14 protein-coding genes are annotated in these 15,835 nt (G+C 61.0%); 6 read left to right on the forward strand and 8 right to left on the reverse strand.

Features of this window, described 5'->3' with window-relative positions:
- Nucleotides 1–9: 9 nt before the first annotated feature.
- From ACA044_RS12625 to ACA044_RS12635, 3 genes are read right to left on the reverse strand one after another with little or no spacing between them, the layout of a single operon-like run.
- Entirely contained in the window at nt 10–1,290 is a 1,281-nt protein-coding gene (locus tag ACA044_RS12625) for a dihydrolipoamide acetyltransferase family protein (RefSeq protein WP_497446633.1), read from the reverse strand.
- Entirely contained in the window at nt 1,291–2,355 is a 1,065-nt protein-coding gene (locus tag ACA044_RS12630) for an alpha-ketoacid dehydrogenase subunit beta (protein ID WP_497446634.1), read from the reverse strand.
- Between the two features lies 1 nt (nt 2,356).
- The gene (locus ACA044_RS12635; RefSeq protein ID WP_497446635.1) at nt 2,357–3,592 is read right to left on the reverse strand and encodes a 3-methyl-2-oxobutanoate dehydrogenase (2-methylpropanoyl-transferring) subunit alpha; all 1,236 of its coding nucleotides are present in this window, start codon (nt 3,590–3,592) and stop codon (nt 2,357–2,359) included.
- Between the two features lie 185 nt (nt 3,593–3,777).
- Here ACA044_RS12635 and bkdR point away from each other — a divergent pair, with 185 nt between their 5' ends.
- Nucleotides 3,778–4,266 carry a Bkd operon transcriptional regulator BkdR gene (bkdR, locus tag ACA044_RS12640; protein WP_017339472.1) on the forward strand — a complete coding sequence of 163 codons (489 nt, stop codon included), beginning with the start codon at nt 3,778–3,780 and terminating at the stop codon, nt 4,264–4,266.
- Nucleotides 4,267–4,427: 161 nt separating this feature from the next.
- Here the strand turns inward: bkdR and ACA044_RS12645 are convergent, their stop codons facing one another.
- Nucleotides 4,428–5,291: an MBL fold metallo-hydrolase gene (locus ACA044_RS12645; RefSeq protein WP_497446636.1), complete on the reverse strand. Its 864-nt coding sequence runs from the start codon at nt 5,289–5,291 to the stop codon at nt 4,428–4,430.
- Between the two features lie 104 nt (nt 5,292–5,395).
- Here ACA044_RS12645 and ACA044_RS12650 point away from each other — a divergent pair, with 104 nt between their 5' ends.
- From ACA044_RS12650 to nahK, 5 genes are all read left to right on the forward strand, one after another.
- Nucleotides 5,396–5,731, forward strand: coding sequence for an ArsR/SmtB family transcription factor (locus tag ACA044_RS12650; RefSeq protein WP_026331709.1), 336 nt, complete (start codon nt 5,396–5,398; stop codon nt 5,729–5,731).
- A 175-nt stretch (nt 5,732–5,906) separates the two neighbouring features.
- Entirely contained in the window at nt 5,907–7,151 is a 1,245-nt protein-coding gene (locus tag ACA044_RS12655) for an NAD(P)/FAD-dependent oxidoreductase (RefSeq protein WP_497447216.1), read from the forward strand.
- A gap of 9 nt (nt 7,152–7,160) precedes the next feature.
- Nucleotides 7,161–7,967: a sulfite exporter TauE/SafE family protein gene (locus ACA044_RS12660; protein ID WP_497446637.1), complete on the forward strand. Its 807-nt coding sequence runs from the start codon at nt 7,161–7,163 to the stop codon at nt 7,965–7,967.
- Nucleotides 7,968–8,404: 437 nt separating this feature from the next.
- Entirely contained in the window at nt 8,405–9,568 is a 1,164-nt protein-coding gene (nosP, locus tag ACA044_RS12665; protein WP_497447217.1) for a nitric oxide-sensing protein NosP, read from the forward strand.
- Nucleotides 9,498–12,131, forward strand: coding sequence for a hybrid sensor histidine kinase/response regulator NahK/ErcS' (gene nahK, locus ACA044_RS12670; RefSeq protein WP_497446638.1), 2,634 nt, complete (start codon nt 9,498–9,500; stop codon nt 12,129–12,131). The genes nosP and nahK overlap by 71 nt, the downstream gene beginning before the upstream one ends.
- Before the next feature lie 127 nt (nt 12,132–12,258).
- Here the strand turns inward: nahK and ACA044_RS12675 are convergent, their stop codons facing one another.
- The 4 genes from ACA044_RS12675 to ACA044_RS12690 form a co-directional block, all read right to left on the reverse strand.
- On the reverse strand, nt 12,259–12,924 hold the full coding sequence (locus tag ACA044_RS12675; RefSeq protein ID WP_008005351.1) for a response regulator transcription factor: 666 nt from the start codon (nt 12,922–12,924) through the stop codon (nt 12,259–12,261).
- A 402-nt stretch (nt 12,925–13,326) separates the two neighbouring features.
- Complete coding sequence (locus ACA044_RS12680) at nt 13,327–14,118, reverse strand: ABC transporter permease (protein WP_497446639.1); 792 nt, start codon at nt 14,116–14,118, stop codon at nt 13,327–13,329.
- Entirely contained in the window at nt 14,115–14,858 is a 744-nt protein-coding gene (locus ACA044_RS12685; RefSeq protein ID WP_497446640.1) for an ATP-binding cassette domain-containing protein, read from the reverse strand. The genes ACA044_RS12680 and ACA044_RS12685 overlap by 4 nt, the downstream gene beginning before the upstream one ends.
- Nucleotides 14,855–15,814, reverse strand: a complete 960-nt coding sequence (locus tag ACA044_RS12690) for a YVTN family beta-propeller repeat protein (RefSeq protein ID WP_497446641.1) — start codon at nt 15,812–15,814, stop codon at nt 14,855–14,857. Before ACA044_RS12690 ends, ACA044_RS12685 begins: the two co-directional genes overlap by 4 nt.
- Between the last annotated feature and the right edge of the window lie 21 nt (nt 15,815–15,835).

The raw sequence follows: 15,835 nt of genomic DNA on the forward strand, positions 1-15,835 counted from the left end.
CACAAATGCTTATTCCACAAACAGCGTGGCGGGTTGTTCGAGCAGGCTGCGAACGGCCTGGATGAATTGCGCCGCATCCATGCCATCGACCACGCGGTGATCGAAGGAGCTGGAGAGGTTCATCATCTTGCGAATCACGATCTGGCCTTTGACGACCATTGGGCGTTCGACGATTTTGTTGACGCCGACGATCGCCACTTCCGGCAGGTTCAGTACCGGAGTGCTGACGATGCCGCCCAGGGCGCCGAGGCTGGTCAGGGTGATGGTCGAGCCGGACAGCTCATCGCGGCTGGCCTTGCCAGTGCGAGCGGCAGTTGCCAGGCGGGAGATTTCCGCCGCGCTGTCCCACAGGCTGCGGGCTTCGGCATGGCGCACCACCGGCACCATCAAACCGATGTCAGCTTGCGTGGCGACACCGACATGCACCGCGCCGAGGCGGGTGATGACCTGGGCTTCGTCGTCGTAGCGGGCGTTGATCTGCGGGAAGTCCCGCAGGGCCACGACCAGGGCGCGAACCAGAAACGGCAGCAAGGTCAGTTTGCCGCGAGTCGCGCCGTGTTTTTCGTTCAGATGTGCACGCAGTTCTTCGACGGCGGTGACGTCGATTTCTTCAACATAACTGAAGTGGGCGGCACGCTGGGTGGCGTCCTGCATGCGCTGGGCGATCTTGCGGCGCATGCCGATCACCGGGATCTGTTCTTCGTCGTTACGCTGGGCGTAAGCGGCCGTGGCGGTCGATGCATTCGACTGACCTTGGGCCTGACCCTGAGCTAGATAGGCATCGAGGTCTTCGTGCAGCACCCGACCGGCAGGGCCGCTGCCACGCACCAGACGCAATTGAATGCCGAGGTCCAGCGCATGCTTGCGCACGGCCGGGGAGGCCAGCGGGCGTTCATCGGCCTCGCGAGCAACCATTGGGCCTTGGCAGGCAGCGGCCGGGCGAGGTGCTGCAACCGGTTTGCTTTCAACAACCGCTTCAACTTTCGGCGCTGAAACCGGAGCTTCTTTAACCGCTACTGGCTGAGCCGATTCTTTAACGTTGCCCGCGCCTTCGACTTCAATGCTGATCAGGATGCTACCGACCGCCATGACTTCGCCTGGCTGGCCGCCCAGCGCAATGACCTTGCCATGCACCGGAGAAGGGATGTCGACCATCGCCTTGTCGGTCATCACATCGGCCAGCACCTGATCTTCGACGACCATGTCGCCGACCTTGACGTGCCACACCGACAATTCAACTTCTGCAATGCCTTCGCCAATGTCCGGCATCTTGATAACGTGCGTGCCCATTCAGACCTCCATAACCCGATGCAAAGCCGCGCCCACACGGGACGGGCCAGGGAAATACGCCCACTCTTGCGCGTGCGGATAGGGGGTGTCCCAACCGGTGACGCGCTCGATCGGCGCTTCCAGGTAGTGGAAGCAATGTTCTTGCACCAGCGCGACCAGTTCGGCGCCGAAACCGCAGGTGCGGGTCGCTTCGTGAACGATCACGCAACGGCCGGTTTTCTTCACCGACTTGACGATGGTGTCCAGATCCAGCGGCCACAGGCTGCGCAGGTCGATCACTTCAGCGTCGATACCGGTTTCTTCAGCGGCGACTTGCGACACATAAACCGTGGTGCCGTAGGTCAGGATGGTCACGTCTTTGCCCGGACGAGCGATGGCGGCGACGTCCAGCGGCACGGTGTAGTAGCCGTCCGGCACTTGCGCGGCGGGGTGTTTCGACCAAGGGGTTACCGGGCGATCGTGGTGGCCGTCGAACGGGCCGTTGTACAGGCGTTTCGGTTCAAGAAAGATCACCGGATCATCGTTTTCGATGGAGGCGATCAGCAGGCCTTTGGCGTCGTAAGGGTTGGACGGCATGACCGTGCGCAAACCGCAGACCTGGGTGAACATCGCCTCGATGCTCTGGCTGTGGGTCTGGCCGCCATAGATGCCGCCGCCGCATGGCATGCGCAGAGTCATCGGCGCGGTGAACTCGCCGGCCGAGCGATAGCGCAGACGGGCGGCTTCGGAAATGATCTGGTCCGATGCCGGGTAGACGTAATCGGCGAACTGGATTTCGGCCACCGGCCGCAAACCGTAAGCGCCCATGCCCACGGCGACGCCGACGATACCGCTTTCGGAAATCGGCGCATCGAACACCCGGGAGGTGCCGTACTTGTTCTGCAGCCCTTCGGTGCAACGGAACACGCCACCGAAGTAGCCCACGTCCTGGCCAAACACCACGACGTTGTCGTCACGCTCAAGCATCACATCCATGGCCGAGCGCAGGGCCTGGATCATGGTCATGGTGGTGGTGCTCATGGCGGTTTCCGTGTCCAGCTGAATAGTGTTGTTGTGATCGTTCATGTCAGATCCCCAACTCCTGACGCTGGCGCTTCAAGTGCTCCGGCATCTCTTTGTAGACGTCTTCGAACATGGTCGCGGCGCTCGGAATCTGGCCGCCGGCGAGGGTGCCGTACTGCTCGGCTTCTTTCTGCGCGGCGATCACTTCGGCTTCCAGTTCGGCGCTGACGGCGGCGTGTTCATCTTCGGACCACTGACCGATTGTGATCAGGTGCTGCTTGAGGCGCGCAATCGGGTCGCCCAACGGGAAGTAGCTCCAGTCGTCGGCAGGACGGTATTTGGACGGATCATCGGAGGTCGAGTGCGGGCCGGCGCGGTAAGTGACCCATTCGATCATGGTCGGGCCGAGGTTGCGGCGGGCGCGTTCGGCGGCCCAGGCAGAGGCGGCGTAAACCGCGATGAAATCGTTGCCATCGACTCGCAGGGAGGCGATGCCGCAACCGACGCCGCGTCCGGCAAAGGTAGTGGCTTCACCCCCGGCAATCGCCTGGAAGGTCGAAATCGCCCACTGGTTGTTGACCACGTTGAGGATCACCGGCGCACGGTAGACGTGGGCGAAGGTGAGGGCGGTGTGGAAGTCCGATTCGGCGGTGGCGCCGTCGCCGATCCAGGCCGAGGCGATTTTGGTGTCGCCCTTGATCGCCGAGGCCATGCCCCAGCCCACGCCCTGGACGAATTGGGTGGCGAGGTTGCCGGAAATGGTGAAGAAGCCGGCGTCTTTGACCGAGTACATGATCGGCAACTGACGGCCCTTGAGCGGGTCGCGCTCGTTGGACAGCAGTTGGCAGATCAGGTCCACCAGCGGCACTTCCCGGGCCATGAGGATGCTTTGCTGACGGTAGGTGGGGAAGCACATGTCGTCGATGTTCAAGGCCAGGGCCTGGGCGCTGCCGATGGCTTCTTCGCCAAGGCTTTGCATGTAGAACGACATTTTTTTCTGACGCTGGGCGACCACCATGCGGTTGTCGAAAATCCGCGTCTTGAGCATGGCGCGCATGCCTTTACGCAGGATCTCCACCGGCACGCCTTCGGCCCATGGGCCGAGGGCATTGCCCTGGTCATCGAGCACACGAATCAGGCCCTTGGCCAGATCAGCCGTGTCGGCGGGTTCTACGTCGATTGGGGGTTTGCGCACCAAGCCTGCGTCGGTCAGATGCAGGTAGGAGAAGTCGGTTTTGCAGCCGGGGCGGCCCGAAGGTTCGGGAACGTGCAGGCGCAGCGGTTCGTACGCTTGGTTCATGGCTTCTACGCTCGATCTTGTGAATTTCTTGTAGTGAGCTGGCAGTCATTCTTCGGTAAAAGAAATCTTGTCCTACAACAATCATAGGCCGGGCCAAGAAGAATATTTCTCTGTGTTTCGTTGCGCTGGAGGTCATTTGAGGATAAAAATTCTGCATAAACATAAAAAGCAGGTGGTTTTGTCTCATGCGCAAACTGGACCGTACCGATATCGGCATTCTCAACAGCCTTCAGGAGAACGCGCGCATCACCAACGCCGACCTCGCGCGCTCGGTGAACCTGTCGCCGACGCCGTGCTTCAATCGGGTCAAGGCGATGGAAGAGTTAGGGCTGATTCGCGAGCAAGTGACCCTGCTGGATGCGGACCTGCTGGGGCTGCATGTGAATGTGTTCATTCATGTGAGCCTGGAGAAACAGGTGGAGGAGGCGTTGCAGCATTTCGAAGAGGCAATCTCGGATCGCCCGGAAGTGATGGAGTGCTATTTGATGGCCGGTGACCCGGACTACCTGATCCGCGTGCTGGTGCCGACCATTCAGTCGCTGGAACGCTTCATGATGGACTTTCTGACCAAGGTGCCGGGGGTGGCGAACATTCGTTCGAGCTTTGCGCTCAAGCAGGTGCGCTATAAAACGGCGCTGCCGTTGCCCGCTAACGGGTTGACCCTGGCCAATTGAAGATCGCAGTTGTAGCAGCTGTCGAGCAACGCGAGGCAGCGCCCGGCGGCGAAGCCGTCGCAAAACCTGCAACCGAGTTCTTTCAGGTAAAACGCATTGGATGGATTGCGGCGGCTTCGCCGCCGGACGCTGCCTCGCGGTGCTCGACAGCTGCTACGGGACTAGAGTTGATTCAGGGGGATTTTAAGGTACACAACACCGTTGTCCTCGGCCGGCGGCAAATTCCCCGCCCGCACATTCACCTGAATCGCCGGCAACAACAACGTTGGCATGCACAACCCGGCATCGCGCTGGGTGCGCATGGCGACGAAGGTGGCCTCATCAATACCATCGTGAATGTGGATGTTGCTTTTGCGCTGTTCGCCCACCGTGCTCTGGCATTGCGGGGCACGGCCCGCGGGCGGGTAATCGTGGCAGACGTAGAGGCGCACGCTGGCGGGGAAGGCCAGCAGTTTGTGGATCGAAGCAAACATCTGGTTGGCGTTGCCGCCGGGGAAGTCGCAGCGCGCGGTGCCGACGTCCGGCATGAACAGCGTGTCACCCACCAGAATCACGTCACTGTCGATCAGATAAGCCATGTCTGCCGGGGTATGCCCGGGAACGTGCAGGGCCGTGGCCTTGAGATTGCCGATCCGGAATGACTCGTCCGGCGCGAACAGGTGATCGAACTGTGAGCCGTCGACACTGAATCCCGGTTCGAGGTTGAACAGTGCCTTGAACACACCCTGAACCTTGCTGATTGACTCACCAATCGCAATCTTGCCCCCCAGTTCCCGACGCAGATACGGCGCGGCCGACAGATGATCGGCATGGGCGTGGGTTTCCAGCAGCCATTGCACCTGCAACCGGCGTTCGCGCACAAAGGTGATGATCTTGTCGGCCTGGACGGTCGCGGTGTGCCCGGCGGCGGGGTCGTAATCCAGCACCGGGTCGACGATCGCGCAGTGCCCGCCATCGTGCTCGTAGATCACGTAGCTGTAGGTCGACGAGGCAGGGTCGAGGAAGGCTTCAATCAACGCGGACATGGGTACGAACCTGTGGAAAGGGGCGGAAGGACAATAACCGGTTGCAACACTTTATGTTTAAACATAATGTCCGCAGCTTAAGTGACGTCGAAGGCATCCTGCAAATGCAATCCAGTCTGACCGAATGTGAAGTCGCCCAGCTCCGGGCCTCGGCCTCCAAGGCTTGCGCGCTGCTCAAAGCCCTGGCCAACGAGGACCGCTTGCTGATTCTCTGCCAACTGACCCAGGGCGAGCGCAACGTCGGCGAACTGGAGAAAATGACCGGTGTGCGCCAGCCCACCCTGTCCCAACAACTGGGCATCCTGCGTGACGAGGGATTGGTCGCCACCCGTCGTGAAGGCAAGTACATATTCTATGGTTTAGCCAGTCACGAAGTGATTCAGGTGATGAAGACACTGTCCGGCCTGTACTGCGGAGCGGTGCTGAAAAGCTGGGGCTGAACCTGATGCCGGTCAGTTAAGCGAACCGCTTTTCGTAGGAGCCAGGCTTGCCGGCGAAGGCGCTCTGAAGGACGCCTTCGCCGGCAAGCCTGGCTCCTACATGTCCGATTTTTCCTTAACTGACTGGCATCAGGACTGAACCCGGCGCCATGCATGCAACAACAAGGAATGAATGATGAACGATCAACACTGGGGCCCATCCATCAGTGCCGACATCGTGGTAATAGGCGGCGGGACCGCCGGCATTGGCCTGGTGGCCAGCCTGCTAAAACGCGATCCGGGCTTGAACATCACCGTCATTGAACCCGACAGCCAGCATTACTATCAACCGGCATGGACGCTGGTGGGCGGCGGTGCTTACGCGGTGAAAAACACCGCGCGCCCGATGTCCTCGGTGATGCCGCGTCAGGCCACCTGGTTGCAGGCGTCCGTGACCGACATCGCCGTCGACAGCAAACAGCTGGCCCTCGACGATGGCCGCACCGTCAGTTATCAAAACCTCGTCGTCTGCCCCGGTTTGCGCCTGGCCTGGGAGAAAATCGAAGGCTTGCAGGACACCCTTGGCCGGAACGGTGTCACGTCCAACTATAGCTATCAGCATGCGACCTACACCTGGGAACTGGTCCAGGGATTACGCGGCGGCAAAGCAATCTTCACCCAGCCACCAATCCCGATCAAATGCGCCGGTGCGCCACAGAAAGCGTTGTATTTGTCCTGCGATCACTGGCGCAAAACCGGCGTTTTGAATGAGTTCGACGTTGAGTTCAATCTGGCCGGCGCTGCGTTGTTCGGCGTGGCGACCTTCGTGCCGCCGCTCATGAAGTACATCGAAAAATACAACGCCCGGCTGGCCTTCAACTCCAATCTGGTCAAGGTTGACGGGCCGTCGAAAACCGCGTGGTTCGAGGTGAAAGACGCCGCGGGTGTCGTGACCGTAGAAGAAAAAGCCTTCGACCTGCTGCACGTCGTGCCGCCTCAGGTTTCGCCGGATTTCATCCGCCACAGTCCGTTGGCCGATGCCGCCGGCTGGTGCGAAGTGAACCCGCACAGCCTGCAACATGTGCGCTATCCGGATGTATTCGCGTTGGGCGATGTCTGTTCCACCAGCAACGCGAAAACCGCCGCCGCCGCGCGCAAGCAGATCGTGGTGGTGGCGCAAAACCTGCTGGCCCTGCGCAAGCGGCAGCCATTGCCACTCAAGTACGACGGCTACGGTTCCTGCCCGCTGACGGTGGAGAAGGGCAAAGTGATCCTCGCCGAGTTCGGTTACGCCGGTAAATTGCTGCCGACCTTTCCCCTCGACCCGACGGTGGCGCGCCGTTCGGCCTGGTTTCTCAAGGCGACTCTGCTGCCGTGGTTCTACTGGAATGGCCTGCTCAAGGGTCGTGAATGGCTGACCCGCCTGTCCAGGATTGACTGAGAGACCCCTATGTTGCTGGCAAGTTTTTTCGGTGTGGTCATGGGCCTGGTGCTCGGTTTGACCGGTGCCGGTGGCGGCATTCTTGCGGTGCCGGCCCTGGTGCTGGGGTTGGGTTTGACCATGACTCAGGCGGCACCGGTGGCGCTGTTCGCGGTGGGCAGTGCGGCGGCGATCGGTGCGATTGATGGTTTGCGCCATGGCCTGGTGCGCTATCGCGCGGCGTTATTGATTGCACTGCTGGGCGCGGTGTTTTCGCCGGTGGGCATCTATTTCGCCCATCAGTTGCCGGAAAAAATCCTGATGGTCCTGTTCAGTCTGCTGATGGTCATGGTGGCCTGGCGGATGCTGCGCCGGGAAAAGCACGACGACGGCCCGAGCGACCACGGCCACGCCAACTGGGGCCAGAAGAACTGCATGCTCGATCAGCAGACCGGGCGTTTTTCCTGGACCGCCAAATGCACCGCGACCCTGGCGGCACTTGGCGCGGTGACCGGTGTGGTGTCGGGGTTGCTCGGGGTCGGTGGCGGTTTTCTGATTGTGCCGGCGTTCAAGCAGCTGACCGATGTGCAGATGCGCGGGATCGTCGCCACGTCGTTGATGGTGATCAGCCTGATCTCGGTGATCGGGGTGGTCGGCGCGTTTCAGGCCGGGGTGCGGATCGATGGTTTGGGCGTGGCGTTCATTGTCGCCAGCATCGTCGGGATGGTCCTCGGTCGAAAACTCTGCGCGCGGGTGCCGGCCCGAGGGTTGCAGATCGGCTTCGCCAGCGTCTGCGTGGTGATCGCCGTTTATATGCTGTTTAGAGCGCTCGCCTAGCGGACACCGGTTCCTGTGGACGCCAGTCTGCTCCACAGGCTTACACCCTAAGTTCCGGGCCTGTCCAGCGGGCTGGTCTTACACCGAATTTGCCGTGCTACACCGGCCAAACCAAAGCACCAGTTCGAAATCAATGGCCACGACACCAGCGCCCAGAACGAAGACACCGATACGTTCGCGGTGGGGGCGGTGTTGACCTGGTAACGCAGATCCTCTGTAGGATCGAGGCTTGCCCGCGAAAGCGGTGTGTCAGTCGACATTAATGTTGAATGTGACGGCCTCTTCGCGGGCAAGCCGCGCTCCTACAGGGGAATTCGGTGGTTTGAAGATGCCGTCCGGCTCTCATCCCATGGAACCACCTGACCGCTACCCAAGTAGCATTCGCCGCCGCCCGCAGGCTTCGTACACTCGAGCCTCATACAGGCGGGGGGGCGATGATGCAGCAGGTTCAGAGCGACGGTGTGGTCAGTGCCATGTCCCAGGCCACCGATGCCCAGCAAGCGGCCCAGGATCTGGCGCGGCAACTCTTGCATCCGCATTTGGGCTTCGTGCTGTTCTTCTGTTCCGCCGAGTACGACTTGCAGGCGCTGGGGCAGGCGTTGCAACAGAGCTTCGGCGGCATTCGTCTGGTGGGCTGCACCAGCGCCGGGGAAATCACGCCCCAAGGCTATGGCCGCAGCTGCGTGACGGCGGTGGGTTTCGATCATCGGCACTTTTCCATCTCCACCGAACTGATCGATGAGATGGAGCATTTCAGCCTGATCGATGCCCAGCAAATGGTCGAGCGCCTAGTCAGTGGTTGTCGCAGCAACACCCTGGCGCCGATCAAGGGCAACAGCTTTGCCCTGACCCTGCTCGATGGCTTGTCCAGCCGTGAAGAAATGGTTCTGGCGGCCTTGAGCGCGGCGTTGGGCGATATTCCGCATTTCGGCGGTTCGGCCGGCGACGACAACTACCTGACCCACACCCACGTGTATTTCAGCGGCGAGTTTCACAGCGGCGCGGCGGTGGTGGTGCTGGTCAATACCTGGCTGGATTTCGAAGTCTTCACCACCCACCACATCCTGCCCAGGGCTGAAAAACTGGTGGTCACCGCTGCCGACAGCGCCTCGCGCCGGGTGTTCGAGCTCAATGCCGAACCGGCCGCCGAAGAGTACGCCCGGCACATCGGCGTAGCGGTGGCCGACCTCGACTATCGGACCTTTGCCGCACACCCGTTGGCGGTGCGAATCAACGATCAGTATTACGTGCGGGCGATCCAGCAGGTTCATCCAGACCTGAGCCTGAGTTTTTACTGTGCGGTGGAAAACGGCATCGTTCTCACCGTCATGACCCCCGGCCCCATGCTGCCGAATCTGCAAAACCTGTTCGACGGTTTGCAGGAGCGTCTCGGGGACCTGTTGCTGACCATCGGCTGCGATTGTTTTCTCAGGCGTCTGGAACTGGAAGACGACGGCAGTCTCGAGCAGATCGGCGCGTTCTTGCGGGACCAGCGGGTGATGGGTTTCAACACCTACGGAGAACAGTTCAATGGCATGCACATCAACCAGACCTTCACCGGGGTTGCCATTGCCCGAGGCCGCGCCCCTGGACAGCGCTGACCTTCAGGCGCAGATCGCCAGCCTGCGGCACGAAAACCATAAACTGCAGCGCATCAATGGCGCGCTGATCGAGCGCATCGAGTCCGGCATCACCCGGGGCAACGACCCGTATGCGGCGTTCCAGCATTCGGTGGTGCTGGCCGAACAGGTGCGTGAGCGCACCGATGCCTTGAACCAGGCCATGGCTGAACTCAAGGCCGGCAATCACTTGCTCAGCGAGGCGCGGCTGCGGGCCGAAACCGCCCATCAACACTTGATCGACGCCATTGAGAGCATTTCCGACGCCTTTGTGCTGTTCGATGCCGAGCAGCGGATCGTGCTGTTCAACAGCCGCTTCAAGGCGTTTTGGAGCACCAGCCGGGTGCGGATCAACGCTGGCATGCGCCTGCGCGAGGTCAAACGGTTGATGACCTCGACCGGGCTGTTCAGCGAAGAACCCCGCGGGCATGCCGACGAAAACCTGCTCTATCGCCTGCACAACGGGCGCTGGCTGCAAGTCAGCGAACGACCGACCCAGGAAGGCGGGCGGGTGATCCTGTTCACTGACATTACCGACGTCAAACTCAGCGAAACCTTGCGCCGCGAGCAGGCGGTGGCGCAGAAGTCGCACTTGTTGCAACGGGCGGTCGACAACCTGTCCCAAGGGGTGGCGATGGTCAACGCCGAGGGCATTCTGGAACTGTGGAACCGGCGCTTCCTGGAACTCAGCGGCCTGGCCCCGGTGGCAGCCCATCGGCCGTTCGCCGAAGTGATCGCCGACAGCGAACTGAACCTGCTGACCCCGGCCAGTCGCGATGCCAACGGCCGGCCGGTGCAGGAATGTGAGCAGCGCCTCTACGATGGCCGGGTGCTGGAAATCCGCACCCATCCGTTGCCCACCGGCGGTTTCGTCAACACCTTCACCGACATCACCGAACGCTACCAGCATGCCGAAGCGCTCAGTGAAAGCGAGCGCTGGATTCGCCTGATCACCGACCATGTGCCAGCGCTGATCGCCTACCTGAATGCCGATCTGGTCTATGAATTCACTAACAAAGTCTACGAAGAATGGTACTGCTGGCCCCGGGGTGTGATGCTCGGGCAGAGCCTGCGCGAAGTGCACAGCGAGCAGCATTATCAGCGCCTGGAAGCCTACGTGGCGCGGGCCTTGGCCGGTGAGAGCGTGACGTTCGAGTTTGCCGAAACCAATATCAATAATCAGGAACGCTACATGCTGCGCTCCTACGTGCCCAATCGCCTGGCCACCGGGGAAGTGGTGGGGATTTTCGTATTGATCCGCGACATCACCGAGCGCCGCCGCACCGCCGAGGCGCTGCATCAGGCCTATCAGAACCTTGAGTTGCGGGTGCGCGAACGCACCACCGAACTGACCACCCTCAATGACCAATTGCTGCGCGAAATCGACGAGCGCCGCCGCGTGGAGTCACGCTTGCGCGAGGCCAAGCTCGAGGCCGAGCAGGCCAACCTGTCGAAGACCAAGTTTCTCGCCGCCGTCAGCCACGACCTGCTGCAACCGCTCAATGCCGCGCGGCTGTTTACCAGCGCGTTGCTGGAGCGCCGGGAGCCGGTGGCCAACGAGATTCTGGTGCGCAATGTCAGTAATTCCCTGGAAGACGTGGAAAACCTGCTGGGCACCCTGGTGGACATTTCCAAACTCGATGCCGGGGTGATCAAGGCCGACATTGCGCCATTTGCCCTGAGCGAATTGCTGGAAAACCTCGCCGCCGAATACACCCAGGTGGCCCGTAGTGAAGGTCTCGAGCTGCATTTCATTCCTTGTTCGGCGTTGGTGCGCAGTGACATTCAGTTGCTCGCGCGAATCCTGCGCAACCTGCTGAGCAATGCCATTCGCTACACCTACAGCGGGCGGGTGGTGCTCGGTTGCCGGCGTCATCACCAGCGGCTGACGATCGAAGTCTGGGACAGCGGCATGGGCATTGCGGAAAACCGTCTGGAGGAGATCTTTCAGGAGTTCAAACGCGGTGACGTGCAGCGCCCGGATCAGGATCGCGGCTTGGGGCTGGGCCTGGCGATTGTGGAGAAAATCGCCGGCATTCTCGGCCACCGGATTCACGTGCGTTCATGGCCGGGCAAGGGCTCTATGTTTTCCGTCGAAGTGCCGTTGAGTGCTACGGCGCCGAAGGCGTTGCCGAGCCTGCTGATGAGTGAGCCAATGCTCGAGCGCCTGCGCGGTGCACGGGTGTGGGTGCTGGACAACGATGCGGCCATTTGCGCCGGTATGCGCACCTTGCTCGAAGGTTGGGGCTGCCGGGTGGTCACGGCGCTGTCGGAGGAGGACCTGGCGCGGCAAGTGGATAATTATCACGCCGAAGCAGACCTGCTGATCGCTGACTATCACCTGGATGACGAGCAGAACGGTGTCGACGCCGTGGCCCGCATCAACGCCCGTCGCGCCTCGGCGATCCCGGCGATGATGATCACCGCCAACTACAGCAACGAACTCAAACAGCAAATCCGCGAACTGGGCCATACCCTGATGCACAAACCGGTGCGGCCGATGAAACTCAAGACGGCGATGAGTCATTTGCTTGGTCGGCCTTGAGTTTTCTGGTGTTTGTGAGGGCCTCATCGCGAGCAGGCTCGCTCCCACATTTGACCGAGTCATCTCAGACCTAATGTGGGAGCGAGCCTGCTCGCGATAGGGGCGACGCGGTCTTTCTGAAGAAGCATCAACGCCGCAAATAAGACCCGAAATCAATATCCCCGGCACTCAAAATCGCCTGCACCCGATTGTGCACATTGAGTTTGCGCAATATCGCCGAGACGTGGGCCTTGACCGTGGTTTCGGCGATTTCCAGGGTGTAGGCGATCTGTTTGTTCGATTCGCCTTTGGTCATACGCTCAAGTACCAGCAACTGCTTGCGGGTCAGCGCCTGGAGCAATTCGGGCGGGAAGCTCGGGGTGTCATTCATCCGGCGATGGGTGCCGCTTTTTTGCGTGCGGATGATGTCCGGCGGCAGGTAGACGTTGCCATTGAGGATCTGCTGGATGGCCTCGGTCATCTGCACCCGTGGCGATGACTTGGTGATGAACCCCACCGCGCCATAGGTGATGGCTTGCAGCACGATTTGTTTGTCCTGTTCGGCCGAGACGATCACCACCGGAATGGTCGGCGCCTCGTTGCGCAGGTTGATCAGGCCATTGAGGCCATGCATGCCAGGCATGTTCAGGTCGAGCAGGATCAGGTCCAGGTCATCGTGTTCCTGGGTCAGGGCCAGGGCGCTGTCGAGGTCGGCGGTTTCCATGACCTCACTGCCGGGGAAACCGTCGCTGATGACGTTATGAATGGCTTCGCGAAACAGCGGGTGATCGTCGGCAATCAGAATTTTGTACATGGCCTTTCACCTCATTATTTTTTTGATCAGGGTGTGGCAGCAACACGCAAGCGCTCAAGTCAGGGAAAGGGCTGGGGCCGGGCAGGGGGCACGGGCAGATTCGCCGCCAGCGGTTGCGCGAGATCGCCTGCGGTCAATGCCTTCAGGTTACGCGCAAAATAGCCCTGCCGCGGCATGGGGTTCATTACATGCCAGTCGCGGTGCGTTTGGAATGCGACGATAGACAGGTAAACCAGTACTAAAGTAGTAATTTTGCCCGGATTGCCGGGTGCTTTGCCTGTGTACACCTCAGAACAACTGTGGGAGCGAGCCTGCTCGCGAAGAGGCCATCACATCCAGCATTGATGTTGACTGACACACCGCTATCGCGAGCAGGCTCGCTCCCACAGGGGAATCGTGTTTTCAGTTGGTTTTGCGCAGGGCCGCATGCTGCGGGTTGAAGGTGAGCACGGCCAGCAGGGCAAACACCAGCGTCAGCCCGATGCACACCACCAGCGCCAACGGGTTGAAGCGTTCGTACAGGGCAAACCGCACCAGTTCCACCGCATGGGTGAACGGGTTCAAGGCGCATAGCCAATACAGCCACTCGCTGGACTCGCGCATTTTCCACAGCGGATACAGCGCCGATGACAGGAAAAACAGCGGAAAGATCACGAAGTTCATCACCCCGGCAAAGTTCTCCAGTTGGCGAATCGCGTTGGACAGCAACAGGCCCAGCGCGCTGAGCATCAACGCCACCAGCAGCAACGCCGGCAACGCCAGTAGCAGACCCATAGCCGGCGGTTGCACGCCGTACAGCCAGGCAATCGCCAGAAAGGCGTACACCTGCAACAACGAAATCAGCGACGTCGCCAGCAATTTGCTGCACAGCAGGAAGGTCCGGGGCAGAGGGCTGGTCAGCAGCACGCGCATGCTGCCCATCTCCCGGTCATAAACCATCGACAGCGAACCTTGCATGCCGTTGAACAACAGGATCATGCAGGCCAGCCCCGGGATGATGTAAACCTCATAGGGAATGTAGGTGTCGTAGGGCTCGATGATGGCGATGCCGAGAGCCGCGCGAAAACCGGCGGCGAACACCAGCAGCCACAGCAATGGCCGCACCAGTGCGCTGAGAAATCGCGTGCGCTGCAACACAAAGCGCAGCCATTCGCGCAGCACGATACCGCTGAAACATTGCCAGTAAGCGTTCATTGGACGACTGCCCCTGAAGAGACCGAGGTGGTCAGGCGAGCGAAGGCCGAACTGAGGTTGCCGCCATGTTCCAGGCTCAGCGCATCAGCCTGTCCGCTGGCCACCAACCGCCCTTGATGCAGGATCAGCAAGTCGTCGCTGGGCTGCACTTCGTCGAGTAAATGGGTGGCCCAGAGCACGCTGATGTTGTGCTCGCGGCACAGGCTGCGAATGTGTTGGTTGAGCGCCAGACGGCTGGCCGGGTCGAGGCCGACGCTGGCCTCGTCGAGCAGCAGCAGGCTTGGCTCGTGCAGCAACGCGCGGGCGATCTCCACTCGCCGACGATGGCCGCCATTGAGTTCGCGCACTCGTTCGCGACGGCGCTCGGTCAGGGCCTGACGGGCCAGTTCGGCATCGACTCGAAGCCCGGCCTGGCGTCGGGACAGACCATGCAGCGCCGCGTGGTACCGCAGGTTTTGCTCGACGCTGAGGTCCAGATCCAAGGTGCTTTGCTGGAACACCACACCCAATTGCTTCAACGCCGGGCGCGCTGCGGTGCGCAAGGACCAACCGCCGACCCGAATCTCACCGCGCTGCACATCATAGAGGCGGGTGAGTAAGGCGATCAGCGTCGATTTACCCGCGCCATTCGGTCCCAGCAGCGCCACGAAGCACCCCGATGCCAGGCTGAAGTTCACCTGATGCAGAGCCTCACGCGCGCCGTAAGCGAAACTCAGGTCGCTGACTTCAAGGGCGTTCATGGCGTCACCACTACGCCCCAGGGATAGCGTCCGACCTTCACCGATTTGGTCACCTTGAGGCTGTCGACATCGATCACCGACACATCGCCACTGACGCCGTTGGTGGCCAGTAATTGCCGTTGATCCGGGGTGAACGACATCTGCCAGACCCGTCGGCCCACCAGCAGGTAATCAACAATCTCCAAGGTCTTGGCGTCGATCACCGCCACATGATTGGCCGGGCCGAGGGCAACGAAGCCGTACTTGCCGTCGGCGCTGAGTTTGATCCCCACCGGCTGGACCTTGTCCGGGTGCACGCCCTTGATCTGGAAGGTCAGGGTCTTGAGGACCTTGCGGCTGGCGACGTCGAGAATCGTCACCGTGCCGCCGATTTCCGCCGAGGCCCAGAGTTGCGAGCCGTCGGGATTGAACTCGACGAAACGTGGCCGCTGGTCCACCAAGGTATTGTCGGTCAGGGTCTGGGTGCTGGTGTCGATCCAGTGCAGCATGTTCGTGGTTTCGCTGGTGTTCACCGCCCACTTGCCGTCGGGGCTGACGGCCATGCCTTCGGGCTCGACGCCAACGTTGATCTGACCCAGCACTTTGGAGGTTTCGGTGTCGATCACCGTCACCAGCGCATCGTCCTCGTTGGAGACGTACAACCAGCGGTTGTTGGGGTGCAGGGCGAATTGCTCGGGGTCCTTGCCCGAGGGCAGTTCCTTGATGATCTTGCGCGTGGCGACGTCCATCACCTGGACCCGGTCCGAATCACTGGCGCAGATGTACAGCAGCTTGTTGTCGTGGGACAGCAACAGACCGCGCGGGCGCTGGCCGACGGGCAGGGTGTCGGTGACTTGCAAGGTCTGCATATCGATCAGGCTCAGGCTGTTGTCCTTTTCGTTGGAGACCCAGGCGGTGCTGGCAGCGGCGTGCCCGGCAGCGAGCAACAGGGCGCAAGAAAGCAGGGTGCGGCGCATGGCAGATTCCTTATTGTTGTT

It is taken from the genome of Pseudomonas sp. LBUM1673 (genome assembly GCF_059695645.1).

Coding starts and splice junctions, on each gene's coding strand:
- ACA044_RS12625 (WP_497446633.1), bottom strand. CDS start 1,290: ATGGGCACGCACGTTATCAAGATGCCGGACATTGGCGAAGGCATTGCA.
- ACA044_RS12630 (WP_497446634.1), bottom strand. CDS start 2,355: ATGAACGATCACAACAACACTATTCAGCTGGACACGGAAACCGCCATG.
- ACA044_RS12635 (WP_497446635.1), bottom strand. CDS start 3,592: ATGAACCAAGCGTACGAACCGCTGCGCCTGCACGTTCCCGAACCTTCG.
- bkdR (WP_017339472.1), top strand. CDS start 3,778: ATGCGCAAACTGGACCGTACCGATATCGGCATTCTCAACAGCCTTCAG.
- ACA044_RS12645 (WP_497446636.1), bottom strand. CDS start 5,291: ATGTCCGCGTTGATTGAAGCCTTCCTCGACCCTGCCTCGTCGACCTAC.
- ACA044_RS12650 (WP_026331709.1), top strand. CDS start 5,396: ATGCAATCCAGTCTGACCGAATGTGAAGTCGCCCAGCTCCGGGCCTCG.
- ACA044_RS12655 (WP_497447216.1), top strand. CDS start 5,907: ATGAACGATCAACACTGGGGCCCATCCATCAGTGCCGACATCGTGGTA.
- ACA044_RS12660 (WP_497446637.1), top strand. CDS start 7,161: ATGTTGCTGGCAAGTTTTTTCGGTGTGGTCATGGGCCTGGTGCTCGGT.
- nosP (WP_497447217.1), top strand. CDS start 8,405: ATGCAGCAGGTTCAGAGCGACGGTGTGGTCAGTGCCATGTCCCAGGCC.
- nahK (WP_497446638.1), top strand. CDS start 9,498: ATGGCATGCACATCAACCAGACCTTCACCGGGGTTGCCATTGCCCGAG.
- ACA044_RS12675 (WP_008005351.1), bottom strand. CDS start 12,924: ATGTACAAAATTCTGATTGCCGACGATCACCCGCTGTTTCGCGAAGCC.
- ACA044_RS12680 (WP_497446639.1), bottom strand. CDS start 14,118: ATGAACGCTTACTGGCAATGTTTCAGCGGTATCGTGCTGCGCGAATGG.
- ACA044_RS12685 (WP_497446640.1), bottom strand. CDS start 14,858: ATGAACGCCCTTGAAGTCAGCGACCTGAGTTTCGCTTACGGCGCGCGT.
- ACA044_RS12690 (WP_497446641.1), bottom strand. CDS start 15,814: ATGCGCCGCACCCTGCTTTCTTGCGCCCTGTTGCTCGCTGCCGGGCAC.